Annotated in this window: 15 protein-coding genes; 1 reads left to right on the top strand and 14 read right to left on the bottom strand. The window is 45.4% G+C overall.

The genetic code is table 11. The features are described from left to right. Window positions 1-9 precede the first annotated feature (9 nt). Window positions 10-210: a hypothetical protein gene (locus tag DOZ58_RS18685; protein ID WP_204355385.1), complete on the bottom strand. Its 201-nt coding sequence runs from the start codon at window positions 208-210 to the stop codon at window positions 10-12. Between the two features lie 82 nt (window positions 211-292). Continuing rightward, window positions 293-1,636 carry a CdaR family transcriptional regulator gene (locus DOZ58_RS09475; RefSeq protein ID WP_111888057.1) on the bottom strand — a complete coding sequence of 448 codons (1,344 nt, stop codon included), beginning with the start codon at window positions 1,634-1,636 and terminating at the stop codon, window positions 293-295. 198 nt (window positions 1,637-1,834) lie between these two features. Between DOZ58_RS09475 and DOZ58_RS09480 the strand changes: the two genes are divergently transcribed. Beyond that, window positions 1,835-3,751 carry an FAD-dependent oxidoreductase gene (locus DOZ58_RS09480; RefSeq protein WP_111888058.1) on the top strand — a complete coding sequence of 639 codons (1,917 nt, stop codon included), beginning with the start codon at window positions 1,835-1,837 and terminating at the stop codon, window positions 3,749-3,751. Window positions 3,752-3,765: 14 nt separating this feature from the next. On the opposite strand, the gene DOZ58_RS09485 is transcribed toward DOZ58_RS09480, so the two are convergent. The 12 genes from DOZ58_RS09485 to hemB form a co-directional block, all read right to left on the bottom strand. Further along, entirely contained in the window at window positions 3,766-4,458 is a 693-nt protein-coding gene (locus tag DOZ58_RS09485) for a DNA alkylation repair protein (RefSeq protein WP_111888059.1), read from the bottom strand. A gap of 89 nt (window positions 4,459-4,547) precedes the next feature. Next, window positions 4,548-5,102 carry a bifunctional adenosylcobinamide kinase/adenosylcobinamide-phosphate guanylyltransferase gene (gene cobU, locus DOZ58_RS09490; protein WP_111888060.1) on the bottom strand — a complete coding sequence of 185 codons (555 nt, stop codon included), beginning with the start codon at window positions 5,100-5,102 and terminating at the stop codon, window positions 4,548-4,550. A gap of 2 nt (window positions 5,103-5,104) precedes the next feature. Next, window positions 5,105-6,148: a histidinol-phosphate transaminase gene (locus tag DOZ58_RS09495; protein ID WP_111888061.1), complete on the bottom strand. Its 1,044-nt coding sequence runs from the start codon at window positions 6,146-6,148 to the stop codon at window positions 5,105-5,107. A gap of 100 nt (window positions 6,149-6,248) precedes the next feature. Continuing rightward, window positions 6,249-7,262 carry an adenosylcobinamide-phosphate synthase CbiB gene (gene cbiB / locus DOZ58_RS09500; protein WP_242988463.1) on the bottom strand — a complete coding sequence of 338 codons (1,014 nt, stop codon included), beginning with the start codon at window positions 7,260-7,262 and terminating at the stop codon, window positions 6,249-6,251. Beyond that, window positions 7,259-8,761, bottom strand: a complete 1,503-nt coding sequence (locus tag DOZ58_RS09505; RefSeq protein ID WP_111888062.1) for a cobyric acid synthase — start codon at window positions 8,759-8,761, stop codon at window positions 7,259-7,261. Before DOZ58_RS09505 ends, cbiB begins: the two co-directional genes overlap by 4 nt. Before the next feature lie 60 nt (window positions 8,762-8,821). After that, window positions 8,822-9,586 (bottom strand): precorrin-6A reductase, encoded by a 765-nt coding sequence (cobK, locus tag DOZ58_RS09510; RefSeq protein ID WP_111888063.1) that lies wholly within the window; start codon window positions 9,584-9,586, stop codon window positions 8,822-8,824. Beyond that, window positions 9,583-10,320, bottom strand: a complete 738-nt coding sequence (gene cobJ / locus DOZ58_RS09515) for a precorrin-3B C(17)-methyltransferase (protein WP_111888064.1) — start codon at window positions 10,318-10,320, stop codon at window positions 9,583-9,585. Before cobJ ends, cobK begins: the two co-directional genes overlap by 4 nt. 111 nt (window positions 10,321-10,431) lie before the next feature. Next, a complete protein-coding gene (locus DOZ58_RS09520; protein ID WP_111888065.1) occupies window positions 10,432-11,487 on the bottom strand; it encodes a cobalt-precorrin 5A hydrolase in 1,056 nt (351 codons plus the stop codon). Between the two features lie 4 nt (window positions 11,488-11,491). Continuing rightward, window positions 11,492-12,253, bottom strand: a complete 762-nt coding sequence (gene cobM, locus DOZ58_RS09525) for a precorrin-4 C(11)-methyltransferase (protein ID WP_204355386.1) — start codon at window positions 12,251-12,253, stop codon at window positions 11,492-11,494. Between the two features lie 27 nt (window positions 12,254-12,280). Continuing rightward, window positions 12,281-13,072 carry a sirohydrochlorin cobaltochelatase gene (locus DOZ58_RS09530; RefSeq protein WP_111888067.1) on the bottom strand — a complete coding sequence of 264 codons (792 nt, stop codon included), beginning with the start codon at window positions 13,070-13,072 and terminating at the stop codon, window positions 12,281-12,283. Window positions 13,073-13,396: 324 nt separating this feature from the next. Continuing rightward, on the bottom strand, window positions 13,397-14,683 hold the full coding sequence (gene hemL / locus DOZ58_RS09535; RefSeq protein ID WP_111888068.1) for a glutamate-1-semialdehyde 2,1-aminomutase: 1,287 nt from the start codon (window positions 14,681-14,683) through the stop codon (window positions 13,397-13,399). 240 nt (window positions 14,684-14,923) lie between these two features. Continuing rightward, the gene (gene hemB, locus DOZ58_RS09540; RefSeq protein WP_111888069.1) at window positions 14,924-15,889 is read right to left on the bottom strand and encodes a porphobilinogen synthase; all 966 of its coding nucleotides are present in this window, start codon (window positions 15,887-15,889) and stop codon (window positions 14,924-14,926) included. Window positions 15,890-16,045 lie beyond the last annotated feature (156 nt).

Consider the following 16,045-nt stretch of genomic DNA (forward strand, 5'->3'; position numbering starts at 1 on the left):
AAAGCAAATTTATAAGTCTTCTCTCACATAAAAAAAGTCCGCAGCCATATGACACTGCGGACTTTTTTTAGTCCCTAAAAGCGTCTTGCCAGTTAAACAGGCTAGACCATCGGATTCACTTAGTATCGGTAACCGCGGTCGCCAACTGGAGCCGATCGGCTGTTTTAGATAGGTCTCTTTGATCCACATCGATCCCTTTGACTTTCGCATTGTATGATTTAATAAATTGGTAGGCACCATCGCTTTAGATTATTCGGACTTAGTCTGATCGCTTTAAATGTTCATATATTGCTTAAGCCTTCAGTAATTTTTCATCGCCTAAATAAGCCAGCAATTTAAACGACATCATCAATGAGAATTTTATTTCACTATCTGTCAGTGACACTGCCATAATTTCTTCGATTTTTTTGATGCGATATTTCATTGAGTTTCGGTGAATTTTAAAATATCGGGCAGTCTTTGTCACATTGCCGTCATGCTGAAGATGAATACACAGATTATGACAATAATTTGTTTTGTATTGCTGATCATAACCCATCAAATCAGTTAATGCCGTATTGCAGAAGTCTTTTAAGCCGGTTTGACCAGCCACTATTTCAAATAAATGATAGCAGGCATATGCCTCATAATAATAAAGGGATTCCTCCGGATTCATCGCTATTCCTAATTCCAATGCTTTGACGGACTGGTTGTAGTGGCTTTTAAGCCCTGCCAAATCCTGAAAATAAGGGCTGACACCAGCTTTCATCTGATTACTGTTTAAAAATTCAATCAGCTTACTTTTGGCACCGTCAGAAACCGCTTCTTTTTTATCACTTGTCAACAATACAGTGATTTTATTCTGATAAAGAATTGATTTTTCAGTTCCTAAGATACGATTGATAATGCTTTTAACATAGCTTAACGACATTCCCTTTTCTGTTTTTAATTCCGAACTGACTGTAACCAGGCATAAATGCTCTTTTGCATACAGTCCCAGCTTTTTCCCCTGCTTTTGAATTATTTCTGCGCTAAAAATTCTTTCTTCAAGGATGCCGATCAGAAAATGCTCAACCTCACTATATAATTGACTGCTCTGAATGGGTTCCTTTTGCAGCTCACTGGCTACCACACTGCACAGCAATTCAAGTAGCCCAAAATCCATCGGTTCAAACGCTTTTTTGGCCTCAACCACGGCGATATGTCCAATATTCTTATCATTGATTGCAATTTTATGTGCCATCCAGCGGGTTGGCGAATAATCAAATTCTTCAATGCAGGGGCTCTCGCTGGAATAAAGCCGTTCAAACACACCACTGTCATTGAGTTTTTTGATCCGTTCATAAGCATCAAATTCTTCTTCCGGCGCGGTGGAAGGCCAGGATGGATCACCAACCTCGGCATTTTTATTAAAAGCCACCACATTGTAGCCCATATCGCTGACAAACATCGGATTTCCCAATACCTCATAAGCGATATCAATGATATGCTGCAGGCCTCCGCATGATAAAAGAGCCGTCATCAATTTTGCTTTTTTTCGTTCGAAACGCCGTTTTTGCATGCATAAGGTTCTGATCATGTGAGTCGTTTTCTGTTCATCTGGATGACTTTTCACCCGAATTCGATTTGAGTCTTTCGCGTTTTTCTTTTCTTTCATCGCTAACCTGCTTTTTAAAATTATAAATCGCTTCTTTTCGTTTATATTATATGTATTCAATACTTAAAATGCAAATCAATCTGTTGTCATTTTGCAAATAAAATACTCACTATTTTTTGCTGAATTGACATTGTTTTAGCTCATATTCCTGATAGAATTAATCTAAGTAAACGATTTACAAAAGAAAGCAGGTTTGAAATGAATTCTAAATACGCAAAGATGTTCACCCCGATTAAAATTGGTAATATGCTTGTTAAAAATCGAATTGAAACCGCTCCAGCGGCGCCGCGGTTGGCTTCCCCGGAAGGACTGGTAACCCCGGAGCTGATCGAATGGACCCGGGCTCTGGCCAAAGGTGGTGCCGGAATTGTCACTGTTGGTATTTCGATGGTCACTCCGCCCTTTGGACACATGAACGGTTTCTGCGTGAACATCGGCGACAACAATGTGGTTCCCGGTTTAGCGGTTCTGGCCGACACGGTCCATCGTTATGGCGCCAAAGCCTCCATTGAACTGGCGGGATTTGCCATGGGTCATGATCTGCCCGAGGAAGGCAAATCGCCCATCGACATAATGTCCCAGGAAGAAATAAAAAACTGGATAACCTTATTTGCAAATGCCGCTGAGCGGGCCATGAAAGCGGGTATGGATATGGTCCTGATCCACGGTGGCCATGGTATTCTCGTCAGCAATTTTTTCTCGCCCCTGTTTAACCACCGCACCGATCAATATGGTGGCAGTATCGAAAACCGGGCCCGCTTTGCCTGTGAGTTATTCGATGCCATTCGCAGTAAGGTTGGCCATAAGCTGGCCATTGAATTTCGCCTGAGTGCCGCTGAACTGGTTCCCGGCGGCGTCGAATTGGACGAAACCATCGCTTTTATAAAAATTATTCAGGACAAAATCGATCTGGTTCACGTTTCCGCCGGGATGCTACTGGATGACGAAATGGTTCCGATCACCACCCAGCCTACCTATCTAAAACGTGGTTATAATGCCCACTATGCCGCCAGTATTAAAAAAGCGGCGGGAATTCATATTCCGATCACCACCGTTGGTTCCATTGATCTGGATCTGGCTGCCGAAATCATTGAAAACAACGAAGCCGACATGTGTGCGATGATCCGTACCGTTATTGCCGATCCCAGCAGCGTCAACAAAGCCCGCACCGGAAATGAAGCGAAAATCCGTCCCTGCATCCGCTGTGTACTGTGTCTGAATCGTACCCATGGTATGGAACCACTCCGAGTTGCCTGTGCCGTTAACCCCCAGGCTGGCCGGGAATGTGAATTAAAAGATATCAATAAACTGGCGGATCAAAAGAAAAAGGTGGTCATCATCGGAGGTGGTCCAGCTGGCATGGAAGCGGCCAGAACCGCCGGCGACCGTGGCCATGAGGTCATTCTTTTTGAAAAAAGCGATTGTCTCGGGGGTACCCTGCGGCTGGCGGTTGCTCCGAATTTCAAGGCTGATCTTAAAAATTATCTGGCCTGGACGATCCGCATGACCAGCCAACACCCCAATGTTTCGCTGCGACTATCCACCGCGGCAACCCCTGAAAACATCATGGCCGAGTCCCCGGATGCCCTGATTATTGCCGTCGGTGCCGAAAGCAATATCCCCGCCATTCCCGGTTTAGATGGCAGCGATGTTGTTTGGGTCGGTGATGTCGAATCCGGATCGGTTGAAGTCGGTCATAATGTGGTCATCGCTGGCGGTGGCTTAACTGGATGTGAAACCGCTTTGGACCTGGCCCGGAAAGGTAAAAATGTCACGATTGTCGAAATGGTCAGCGAAAAGAAAATGCTTGACCCTTCACCAATTCCGATGACTGCTATGCTGCAGCTGCTTAAAAAAGAAAATGTGACCATCCTTGCGAGCCATCAACTGATTAAGGCTGTGGATCATGCCGTTCTAGTTGAAGGGAGCGATGGTCAAAAAGAAGTGGATTTTGATACCCTGATTCTTTCCCTGGGTGTTAAACCAAACCTGCTGGAAGTATCCAAATTTGCCAATCTTGTTGATACCGTTTTCTGCATCGGTGATTGCACCACCAGCCAGGGAACCCTCTACACTGCCACAACCGCCGGATATAATGCCGGTTTAGATATCTGAGTATTGATCGAAAATTATTTCTTATTCCGTTTCATACAGCGAATCCGTACCTTTATGTCAGGATTTACCTGCCGCGATTCAGTGATTTTCTGCAAGGCTTTATTGTAGGTAAAGTCATCCAGATCATTAGCTTTGAGATAAATCATGGTCATTTCCGGAAGAACCGTAAAACAGCTGGTAATCGCCCAGGCAACGGCCATCTTTACATAGTAGTTGTCGCAGTCAATGGCATTAAAGTTTAGAAACATCGGCTCCAGATAGCGGTCTTCGACAAAATAGGTAATAAACATCACCACCCCGAAACGGATCTCGTAAACTTCTTTTGACTTGAGGTATGGTTGTAAGAAAAGCCATACCTCCTCTTTATGCTTTTTTGTGAATTTCAGACCCGTGCAGAAGCTGTCGCAGATTGACCAGTTGTCAATCTTTGGGATGAAGTCTTTTATTAGCATCAGCCGTTCTGGCAATTCCACATCCGCATACCCGATCACCATTCCCTGTAGCAGGGTTTCCTCAAAGCTGTCAACCTGAGCTGTTTCCAAATAGCTTCGCCAGTCTGCTTTGGCAATTCTTTTGCCGATCTTCCTAAGTGCTGGCAAGCGCACCCCCAGAATATTATTGGTTCCCGGCGTCAAGCCGCTGGAAAATTTACGGTATTTCTCATCGACCAAGCCTAACAGCTCCGCTCGTAAAAATTTTTGATCCATCTTTATTAACCCCCTGTTATTTCAGATAAAACAAAAGCCCTTTTTAGCTGCAACCGTAATTGCCGCCAAAAATGGGCTTTTGCTGTTTTTTATTTTAATTTCAACGGTAAGCCAGCAACCAGTAGATAGGCTTCATCAGCCCGTCCGGCCACCAGTTGATTCATCCGGCCGGCAATATCACGGAAATAACTACCCAGCTTGTAGGCCGGCACCAGACCCAAACCCACCTCATTCGAGACTACAATCAGGGTTTTATCCTGACAAACATCCAGTAGTTTTTCCACTTCAATCTTAATAGCACCTTCGATTTCGCCCACCTTTTCCATCGCGCAAGTGTCATAATCAACCGGAAAATCTAACATATTATTGGTAGTCATCACGGTCAGACAGTCAAAAAGAACAATCTCGGCTTGCAAAAAAACGGGATTGTCGGTCATTGTCTGAAAATCCTTATATTGTTCGATGGTTCCCCAATGATCTGGCCGCTGCGCCTGATGTTTGGCAATGCGGTCCTTCATGCCATCATCAAAGGCGATCGCAGTGGCAATATAAGCGACCGGTTTGCCCGATTCCCGGGCTAAATTTTCGGCATAAGTACTTTTACCGCTACGGGCACCGCCGGTTATAAATATTAACTGACCCATAATTAATTCCTCCAGTTTTTAAGAAAAGTCAAAAGCTTTGTATTATCTGCTTCTTTTTTTATCGCAATCCGAAAATATGATTTGTCTAAACCGATAAAATCTTCGCAGGTTCTAAGCGACATACCCTCTTTTTCCAGGGCCATCTGCAGCTCCGCCGCAGTTCCCGTAAACAGTCGACAGAGATGAAAATCGGTATCGCTTTTATAAACCTTCAGTGTTTTGATTTGACTTAAAGCTTCAAATACCCGCTGAGCTTCTCCCTTTATATAAGTTTTAGTCTTTGCGGCATAGTCTTTTTCATCATAAACAGCCGTGGCTGCAATCAGCCCCAGGGCATTAATGGTCCAGGGTTCTTTAAAGTGCTCCATTTTTTTAATCATTGGGGCAACACCGACCCCATAACCAATCCGAAGTCCCGGCAGAGCATAGAACTTCGTCAACGATTTTAAAATAAAGACCGACGGTTTCGCTTCTTTAACCAATAACAGGCTGCCACTTTCTTCAGAAAAATCCATGAAGGATTCATCCAGAAACCAATTAATTTCCGGAGCCGAATGCTCTAACATTTCTCTGATAAAACCATTGCTATGAACCCGACCGGTGGGGTTATTGGGATTGCATAAAAAAACCGCCTGGGGCTTTTCGTTTTTAATGACCGCCGTTAATGCTTCCGGGTTGATGATAAAACCATCTTGCTCTGTTACGACATGATGAACCACCTCCCAGCCATAAAGCTTTAAGGCCCGTTCATATTCATTAAAGGTTGGCTGAACAATCAGCGCCTTTCCCGGCCCCATGCTTCTGGCAAAAAGGTAGATCAGCTCAATCGCACCGTTACCGAGAATGATATTTTCCGGTAGCACCGCCAGATCATTGGCAATCTTCTCGATCGCCGAAACGCCAGAGATCTCCGGGTATTTCACTAACTCGTCAATCCCGGCAATCAACTTTTCTCGGATTCCCGCGGGAATTCCCAAGGGATTAATATTAACACTAAAATCCAGCATTTCTTTGTTTTCGCCCTGATATCCGCCGTGTTTATTCATGTCGACTCTCCAATTATTAACATTCTCTTATTTAAATTTTTCTATTTAAATGCAGTGATTGCAAATTCACTTAGTGCAAATTCAATGATTTTTCAGTTTGCTAAAACGAATAAATAATCACCGCCATTAAGGTGGCCAAAACCATCAGGACCACCTCGCTGCCATACATAATGGTGATGGTTTCCCGAATATCCAATATTTCCAGCGGCGATTTAGCATCCCCAATGGTGGGCTTTTCCAGCGTTTCACCAAAATACTGGTTGGTTCCGCCGAGTTGTATACCTAAAAGCCCTGCCACCACCGATTCCGGATGGGCCGAGTTAGGGCTCTTGTGGTTGTGACGATCCCGCTTGAAAATGCGACAGCCGTCATTAAAAGTATATCCTAAAAACATCCCGGCAACGAGCATAAAGATGCTGCCGACTCTGGCTGGAATAAAATTGATGAGATCGTCAAATTTTGCTGAAGCATAGCCAAAATCCTTATATGGCTCCTGGATATATCCAACCATCGAATCCAGCGTATTGGTCGCCTTGTAGAGCATTACCAGCATCACCGGATTAAGCCAGGGCACTGGAATCAGGGCTCCCAGCAACAGATAGAAAATCGGTGCTAAAACCCCATCAATGGTATTTTCGGCAGTGGTCTCAACCGTTGCCCGGATGATTTCCGTTTCTTTGAGTTGTGAGGTATCCCGTCCGACAAGATAACCCACTTGAGTTCGGGAAACTTCAATATCACCACCCATTAAGGCGCTCATCACTTTACGCACTTCAATGGCCAGTGTTTTTGCCGCCAGAGACGTAACAATCAAGTACAGGTTAAAGATGATATACAGATAAATATTAATGCTGTAAAGCACCCACTGCAGGCCAAAGACAATCGCGCCCGTCAGACCCAGAACGAAAAATAGCAGTAAAAATCCTTTTGCTCTTTTGTGCTTGCCATGATTCAGTTTTTTATTTAAAAAGCCAATGGTTTTCCCCATGGCGATAATCGGATGCGGCAACCAGGGGGGATCCCCGATTAGCCAATCCAGCAACACGCCAAAGAGTATCAGTAAAAACCAAAAGCCTCCCCCTAAACCCAGGGGAAGTCCTTCAATTAGATTCACTTTTTAATTTCTCCAATGATTTCCATTATTTTTTTCATATCTAAACTCGCTTCTACCGTCTCTGCCAGAAGATCATATTGTTCTTCTTTAAAGGCCTTAAAATCAAAGGCAGTGGGACCGGCTTCTAAATTCTTTTTCACGCGCAGGGCTTCAATGATTTTTTCCCTTAATCCATCGTTATCAAAGATCCCATGAAGGTAGGTTCCCATCACCGTGCCATCTTCGGCAATCACCCCATCGACGGTGCCATCAGCAAGTATTGCAAAAGGCTTAGCCTGATCCAGTGCTTCGCTGGTGCCCATGTGGATTTCGTAGCCTTCCACATCCATGTCAGCCAACGCCATTCCCATGAAGTTACCTAAAACCTTGCCGGTTGTTCGCACCGTTCGTTTCTCTTCTTCAATGGTGGTGACAATATTTAAAAGTCCCAGTCCATCAATACTACCTTTGGTTGACTCTACCGAGAAAGGATCACGGATTTCTTTACCCAGTAGCTGATAACCGCCGCAGATTCCCACAATCGGTACCCCGCAATCGTGGAGCCGATGGATTTCATCACCCATTTTACTGTTGATCACATGACAGGTGTCATCAATGGTATTTTTGCTACCGGGAATCACTAATAGGTCCGGGTTAGCCAGCTGCAGATCGCGCTGGTTACGATAGTATTCCACCTTCACATCAGGATGCATTTCAAAAGCGGTGCAATCGGTAAAATTTGACAGATGCGGCAGATAGACCACCCCAATCGTGATCAGGCCTTCGGAATTATTATCAAACCGTTCGCTGACACTATCTTCATCATCAATGACAAAGCGCTTGTAAGGGATAACACCCAAACAGGGGACATTAACCAATTCTTCAATCATTTTGATGCCGGGCTTTAGCAACTCCACATCACCGCGGAATTTATTGATGATAAAGCCTTTAATTCGGGCCCGTTCTTCGGGTTGCAACAACATAATTGTACCATAAATCGATGCAAAAACACCACCCTTGTCGATATCACCAATCAGTACCACCGGGGTATCAACCAATTCTGCCAGTCCCATGTTGACAATATCGTTATCCCGCAAATTGATTTCGGCGGGACTGCCGGCGCCTTCGATCACAATCACATCTTTGCCCTCAGCCAACGCGTCATAAGCCGAAATGACAATTTCGACCAATTTGGGTTTATGGGCATGATAATCCATGGCATCCATATTAAACTCAGCTTTTCCCATCAGAATAACCTGACAACCCACATCGGAGTTTGGTTTAAGCAATACCGGGTTCATTTCAACCTGAGGTTCCATCCGGGCGCACTCCGCCTGGACTACCTGGGCTCGACCCATTTCCTTGCCGTCTTTGGTGATAAATGAATTAAGCGCCATATTCTGGGATTTATAGGGTGCCACCTGATAACCGTGGTTATCGAGTATCCGGCACATGGCAGCAGTGATCAAACTTTTTCCTACTGATGACCCGGTGCCCATAAACATAATATTTTTTGCCATGTTTTCTCCTTTTTTTCTTAACTTTCTGTGGTGATTAAGATACTGACGTGAGCTTTTTTTCTAATGATTTTTCAATGCACAAACAACGGCGTCTTCAACGGTGGTGACAGACCGAGGATAGGCGACGGCGGGGCGACGGATAAATAGGATTTTGGCATTGACTTGTCGGGCCGCTTCAACCTTTTCACGGATGCCGCCAATATCGCCGCTATCTTTGGTGACGACAAAGCCGATCTTGTATTCTTTCATGGTGGCGACATTCATTTCAACCGAGAATGGGCCCTGTAGAGCCAGAATATGTCGGGGCTTGTAGCCCAGGTTTTCGCACTTTACTAAAACCCCGGCTGTCGGCAATACCCGGATATAGGTTCGGTTTTTGGGCAGGCCTTCAAAGGCTTCCAGTTGTCGACTCCCCGTGGTTAAAAGAATATTCTTATCACTTTTCCCCATCGCACCGATTAAATAGTCGCGTGCTTCCTCATAGGTATTGTAGGCCACACTATCATTTCCTTCGTCGATGTTCGACGGCCTTTCCAGCCGAATATAGTCCACATTCATGGCATCACAAGCCCAAATGGCGTTTTCAGAAATTTCCTGAGCATAGGGGTGGGTGGCGTCAATACAGAGATTAATATTGTAAATGGTAATCGTTTCCCGCAGGGTGCTGGCGTCCAATTGTCCTGAAATCTTGGTCAGAAGGGGGTTTTCAGAGATCTGATCGGTGGCAATATTGGTCAGTGACGAATAACAGACTTCCTTCCCTTCTTCAAGCAGAAGATTGGTTAATAAGCGGCTGTCGAGGGTTCCTCCCAATACCAGTATCAAAGCTGATAACCTCTCGGGGTAATCATTTTTAGTTGATCCCTAGTCACATAGGTTTTGGAATTACCGATGATAACCATCGAAAACATATCAATATCTGCTTCGTGCATTTTTTTGAGGGTTGTAATCACATAAGACTCGTCCTTACGTTTGGCATTACGAACAATTCCCACTGGGGTTTCCGGAGCTTTATATTCTAGTAAAATTTTCTGGGCACTTTCAATATTGTGGGGACGGCCTTTGCTTTTGGGATTATAGAGACTAATAATAAAATCTCCTTCACCGGCGCAGTGCAAACGTTTTTCAATGACTGCCCAATCAGTGAGCAGGTCGCTAAGACTAATGACGGCGTAGTCATGCATCAGCGGCGCACCGAGGGTTGAAGCGGCCGCATTGGCGGCTGAAATACCGGGAATAATTTCAACTTCCACATCACTATTTTTTGACTCAACGATTTCTAACATAATGCCGGCCATCCCGAAAACACCGGCATCGCCGCTGCTAACCAGGCAGATTTTTTTGCCCTGTTCAGCCAGTTCCAAGGCTTTTTCACAACGGTCAATTTCGCGCCGCATTCCGGAAGAAAGGACTTCCTTGTCGCCAATTAAATCGGCAATAATATCGATGTAGGTTTTGTAGCCGACAATAATATCAGCATCAGCCAGGCTGGCTTTTGCCGCCTCGGTCATATGTTCATACAGTCCGGGACCAATCCCTGTGACATAAATTTTGCTCATCTTTTCTCCTTTTTTTAGCAAGGTTTTTATTACAATAGTGCAGTGCTGCTTTCTTATCCGTTTGTGCGAAACAGACAGCAAAGCAATTATTGTTTGTAAATTTTCTTATTTCTAATTTTCATCCAGCCACACCGATAGAGTGATTCCGCCCAGTTTCTGTTTTTCCCGCAGGCATTTTCCAAATCCGGAGGCGACAAAACCACAGGGTTCGGAAACGGCATATAAACCGGTTGTTTTGAAAACGAAATCCGATCCTTCAAAACGGCTTTGGACCATTTGCACCATTTCATTGGGGATAATGACTTTTTTAGCCGCGAAAAAGGCACAGGCTTCGATAATTCCCGCTTCTTCGGCTTTTAAGCCGATGGTGGCCAGAGATTTAATCCCTTTGACATTAAGATTCAGAGACGCTAAGGTCTCCTGGATCGCCGCGATGATCCGTTCTCCCGGGGTATCCCGACGACAGCCTACGCCCAGCACCAGTTTTCGGGGAACCAGCTTAACACTGGGAATTGGCAATTCTGCTTTTTTTGTATCCAAAGTCGTAATAATAACGCCCAGATATTTCGTTAGCTCGGTTAAATCTGCCACCGTTTCGATGTTCTTAGGCAGGATAACCGCATCCAAATCACAGTTTTCCCGATTAACTAAAGCAATCGGGTCACCATTTAGGATCAAGGCTGTTACGTCTTTGGCAGCCGTAAAATCATCAATCGCACACTTAATTTTCTGGGCCAACACATCCACAGCCATGGTTCCTTTCACATCGGTGCCAGTGGTAATAACCGCCTGGGCCGAAAGGCGTTTAGCCACCAGCCGAGCGGCATCATTGGCACCACCCAAATGACCGGACAGCAGACTAATTACAAACGCCCCCTTGGTATCCATCACCAGAATTCCCGGATCAGAGGATTTATGCTTTAGATGGGGGGCTATCGCCCGGACGACAATGCCGGTTGCCATAATGCAACAGATGATCTGATACGCCCCGCTAATGCTGCCCATAAAGGTAGAAATATCCGTGGTGATGATTTTGGTGGTTTCGTTGGCATATTTTTCCTTGGTGTAGATGTGGCATTCGCGGTCATCCAGATGTTCTGCCAGCCGCTTTGCCAGGGCCACGCCATCTTGTGACAGGGTGACTATGGCCCATTTTTCTGTTTTCACGGTTTTACAAAACTCCTTGACGGTATTCATGGGTAAAGCTGGGATCATAAAGCTTGGATAAGCTGTACTGATCGCCCAGGAAATCACCTACTAAAATTTGGGCAGTTTTGGTAATATTTTCATCTTTGACTTTCTGAGCAATGGTTTCCAGGGTGCCCATGACAATTTTCTGATCTTCCCAGGTTGCCCGTTGGATAATGGCAATTGGGGTGGTTGGGGCGTAATGTTTCATGAGTCGTGCCACTACATCATCAATCATTTGGACCGACAGAAAAATACACATGGAAGCCTGATGCGATGCCAGATCTTCCAGCTTTTCTTTTTCCGGAACGGGGGTTCGACCTTCCAGGCGGGTTAAAATAACCGTTTGGGATACATCCGGCAGGGTAAACTCTTTTTTAAGAGCTGCTGCTGATGCGACAAAGGAGCTGACTCCAGGGATCACATCAAAGGGAATTCCGAGTTCGTCAAGTCGGTCCATCTGTTCACGGATAGCGCCATAAATGGAGGGGTCACCGGTATGAACCCGGGCAATTTTCTTGCCTTCTTCGGTTCCCCGTTTAATCACGGCGATGACATCATCTAAGGTCATCGATGCGGAATTAAAAATTTCGGCATCGGCTTTGTGACCGGCAATAATGGCTTTATTGACTAAAGAACCGGCATAAATAATAATATCTGCTTCATTAACAATTCGTTGACCCTTAACGGTAATCAGCTCTGGATCTCCTGGGCCTGCACCCACCATATACACTGTATTCATCAAATATTTCTCCTAAACTTTATAATGTCCCTACATTTCTGTAACGGGCTGTGCTTTTTTTAAATGATCTAAAAACATGTTCTGAATGCCGGTGTATTCACCCAAACCTTCGAGGATACACTCCACTTTAAACCGCTCTTCTTCAAGAACCGCCTTCCAGGAGTCTTCATCATCACTGGCCATGTCATTAATGGCGTGATCACCAGCCACCAGCATAAAGGGCGCCAAATAAATCTTTTTGTATTTCTTCTCCTGAAGTAATGGCACAATGTTTTCCAGCTCCGGGAAACCTTCTACGGTTCCCACATAAACATCCTCATAGCCCTTCATTTTAAACATATAATCCAGGCACGGATAGGTTGAATTGGCATGGTGGTCGCTGCCATGGCCCATATAGACCAGGGCTTCGCCTTTTTTGAGTTTGGGCATTTGTTTCATCACGATGTCCACTGTCTCTTCATAATCTTCCACTGTGGTTAACAGTGGCCGACCCAGGGTCAGAGACTTAAAATCTTTTTCAAAGGCCTTCAGTTCTTTTAGAGTGATATCATACTCATGGCCGTTGATGATGTGGGTGGTTTGACACTGCACATGGGTATAACCGGCTGCCTTGAGTTTTTTTAAAACTTCCTGGGGAACATCAACTGCTTCACCATCGCGTTTCTTAAGTTTATTAATGATCATCCGGGAGGTAAAGGCGCGATAAAAATCATGGTCCGGGAAAGCCTTTTGTAGATGCTTTTCGGTTGCTGCAATGGTTTTTTTTCGGGTTTCAGGGTAAGATGTACCAAAACTGATGACCAGTAATGCTTTCTTTTCCATTAAGTGATTCTCCTATTTTATGTTATTTGTTATTATAGAACTTGGGGTAGCTTTGCTGACGATCCTAAATACTAAACTGTTTTCGTACCGGCAAGGTTTGTCAAATGTTACCGTGCCGACCAATTGTTAATCTGTTGTTCGCCGCGGAATCGGACAGCAATGCCGTGTCCGCTCCGATGCGTACAACATGATGTAACAATTGTCGGTACTACATCATTTTTATCAACAGCTTTAGGCTGGATCAATTATGTCTATTTCTAGGCGCCTAAAAAAACAAAGTATTTGGTCTAACAGCAAAGCTTATTAATGCTTGCATTTTTTTACTTATATTTTTTTTAATGCCTGATAATGGTCAGCGATGGTTTTTTCGAGGTCCGCTTTGGTGTGGGCGGAGGAGAGGAAAATGCCTTCGAATTGGGCTGGCGGCATCAGGTTACCGGCATTAAGCATCGCTTTGAAATATTTGGTATAGGCTTTGGTATCCGAGGTCATCACGGCAGCGTAGCCATCGATGGGCACATCGGTAAAGAAGCAGCAGGTCATGCCTTTGAAACGGACCATCTGGGCTTTGACCCCGGTTTTTTTAATGTTGGCCTTAAAGCCGGCTTCTAACAGCTTGGCGTTTTCTTCCATTTCGGTATAAACTTCGGGATGATCCCGCAGATAAGTCAGGGTGTTGAGTCCCATTTTCATGGCAATCGGATTCCCGGACAGGGTTCCGGCCTGATAAACGCCGCCTAGAGGGGCCACGGTTGCCATGATATCCCGACGTCCGCCATAAGCGCCGACGGGCATTCCGCCGCCGATGATCTTCCCTAAGGTGGTCATATCCGGTTTAATCTCCAGGACTTCCTGGGCCCCACCGTAAGCCAAACGGAATCCGGTGATGACTTCATCAAAAATCAGCACCGTTTCTTCGGCTGTGGTAATTTCTCGCAGACCTTTCATAAAATCCAGATCGGGTGGTACAACGCCCATGTTCCCAGCCACCGGTTCGACGATGACAGCGGCAATTTCGCCAGGGTTTTCGGCAAAGAGCGCTTTGACACTGTTAATGTCGTTATAGGTTGCTACTAAGGTGTCCTTGGCCGTTCCCGGGGTCACCCCTGAGCTGGTCGGGACTCCAAAGGTCAGCGTGCCGGACCCGGATTTAACCAGCAGTCCATCAGCATGACCGTGGTAACAGCCTTCAAATTTAATGATCTTATCTCGTCCGGTATAGCCTCTGGCGACCCGCAGGGCACTCATCGTGGCTTCGGTTCCGGAACTGACCATCCGCACCATTTCCATAGACGGATAGGCTTCGGTGATCAACTTAGCCACTTCAACCTCGATGGCGGTTGGGGCCCCAAAACTGGTGCCTTTCTCCAGTGCTTCCTGAATCCCTTCAAAGTAAACCGGTGAGGCGTGACCTAAAATCAGTGGCCCCCAGGAACAGATATAGTCGGTGTACGCGTTACCGTCGACATCATAAATCTTGGCACCTTTGCCATGGTCAATAAAAACCGGTGGCATGTCCACCGATTTAAACGCCCGCACCGGACTATTGACGCCGCCGGGAATATATTTTTCTGCTTCAATAAATAATTGTTCTGATTTTTCTCGATTCATAATATCTCCAATAATAATTATTTCACTATCATGTAAAACTCAGGTGTTCGCTCCCTACCGTACCGACCAATTGTTAATCTGTTGTATGCGCGCAATTCGTACAGTTGCTAATTCACTAATCGTCGAGTAATCAGTCGCTGGCTCGCAACTGTTCGCCTTGAGGCATACAACATGATGTAACAATTGTCGGTACTGCGTTTGTCTTAAACAATAGATTCATGACTTATAAATGATTTGCTGTTATTGATAATCCTTCAGCATGGCCTGCAGTTCTTTGGCAAAATAAGTGATGATGATATCGGCTCCGGCCCGTTTGATACTAAGCAGGCTTTCAAAGATCGCCCGACGATCCATCAGATCGGCATCGACAGCATTTTTAATCATCGCATATTCGCCGCTGACCTGATAGGCGGCCATCGGTAAATAGGAAAGTTCCTTGCTCTGGACGATAACATCCAGATAAGGCATGGCTGGTTTAACCATCACAATATCGGCACCTTCAGCGATATCCAGAACCATTTCCTTTAAGGCTTCCCGGGAATTGGCCGGGTCCATCTGATAGCTGCGACGGTCGCCAAAGGCTGGTGCTGAGTTTGCGGCATCCCGGAAGGGGCCGTAAAAACTGGAAGCAAATTTAGCCGAGTAGGCCATAATCGGAATCGACTCATAACCGGCTAGATTCAGGGTTTCTCGCATATGGTCAATGCGACCATCCATCATATCCGAAGGAGCGACCATATCGGCTCCAGCGCGGACATGACTGAGCGCCGTTCTGCTTAAGGTCTCTAAGGTCTGGGCTCGTCGGATCTCACCGTTTTCTTCAAAGAAACAGCAATGGCCATCACTTTTATATTCACACAAACAGACATCGGTGATCACATACATTTTTGGATCAACCTTTTTGATCACCCGAATGGCTTCCTGAACCAAACCATCATCCACAAAGGCGGGAGTGGCTTCGTTATCCTTTTCATCGGGAACCCCAAACAAAATGACATAACGGATGCCCAGTTCTTTTAGCGCCAGGGTTTCGGCCTCCAGCATATCCAAAGACAGATGGTACTGATCTTTCATGGAGCCGATTTCTTTGCGCACGCCAGTTCCGTCGACGATAAACAGTGGATAAACCACATCATTCATGGACAGCTGGGTTTCTCTGATTAAATTCCTGACCGCTGTATTTTTTCGTAATCGTGTTGGCAACATCTTGCTGACCTCCTATTTACTTCTAGTTATTTGCATGTCCCGTACCGACCAATTGTTAATCTGTTGTCTGCTGCAAGCTCGGACAGGCTCTGCCGTGTCCGCCTTGATGCAGACAACATGATATAACAATTGTCGGTACTACCTCGGCTTTTTTAC

Origin of the sequence: Acetobacterium sp. KB-1 (assembly GCF_003260995.1) — a bacterium.
In the GTDB taxonomy this organism is placed as follows: Bacteria; Bacillota; Clostridia; order Eubacteriales; family Eubacteriaceae; genus Acetobacterium; species Acetobacterium carbinolicum.

Coding starts and splice junctions, on each gene's coding strand:
- DOZ58_RS18685 (WP_204355385.1), bottom strand. CDS start 210: ATGCGAAAGTCAAAGGGATCGATGTGGATCAAAGAGACCTATCTAAAA.
- DOZ58_RS09475 (WP_111888057.1), bottom strand. CDS start 1,636: ATGAAAGAAAAGAAAAACGCGAAAGACTCAAATCGAATTCGGGTGAAA.
- DOZ58_RS09480 (WP_111888058.1), top strand. CDS start 1,835: ATGAATTCTAAATACGCAAAGATGTTCACCCCGATTAAAATTGGTAAT.
- DOZ58_RS09485 (WP_111888059.1), bottom strand. CDS start 4,458: ATGGATCAAAAATTTTTACGAGCGGAGCTGTTAGGCTTGGTCGATGAG.
- cobU (WP_111888060.1), bottom strand. CDS start 5,102: ATGGGTCAGTTAATATTTATAACCGGCGGTGCCCGTAGCGGTAAAAGT.
- DOZ58_RS09495 (WP_111888061.1), bottom strand. CDS start 6,148: ATGAATAAACACGGCGGATATCAGGGCGAAAACAAAGAAATGCTGGAT.
- DOZ58_RS09505 (WP_111888062.1), bottom strand. CDS start 8,761: ATGGCAAAAAATATTATGTTTATGGGCACCGGGTCATCAGTAGGAAAA.
- cobJ (WP_111888064.1), bottom strand. CDS start 10,320: ATGAGCAAAATTTATGTCACAGGGATTGGTCCCGGACTGTATGAACAT.
- DOZ58_RS09530 (WP_111888067.1), bottom strand. CDS start 13,072: ATGGAAAAGAAAGCATTACTGGTCATCAGTTTTGGTACATCTTACCCT.
- hemL (WP_111888068.1), bottom strand. CDS start 14,683: ATGAATCGAGAAAAATCAGAACAATTATTTATTGAAGCAGAAAAATAT.
- hemB (WP_111888069.1), bottom strand. CDS start 15,889: ATGTTGCCAACACGATTACGAAAAAATACAGCGGTCAGGAATTTAATC.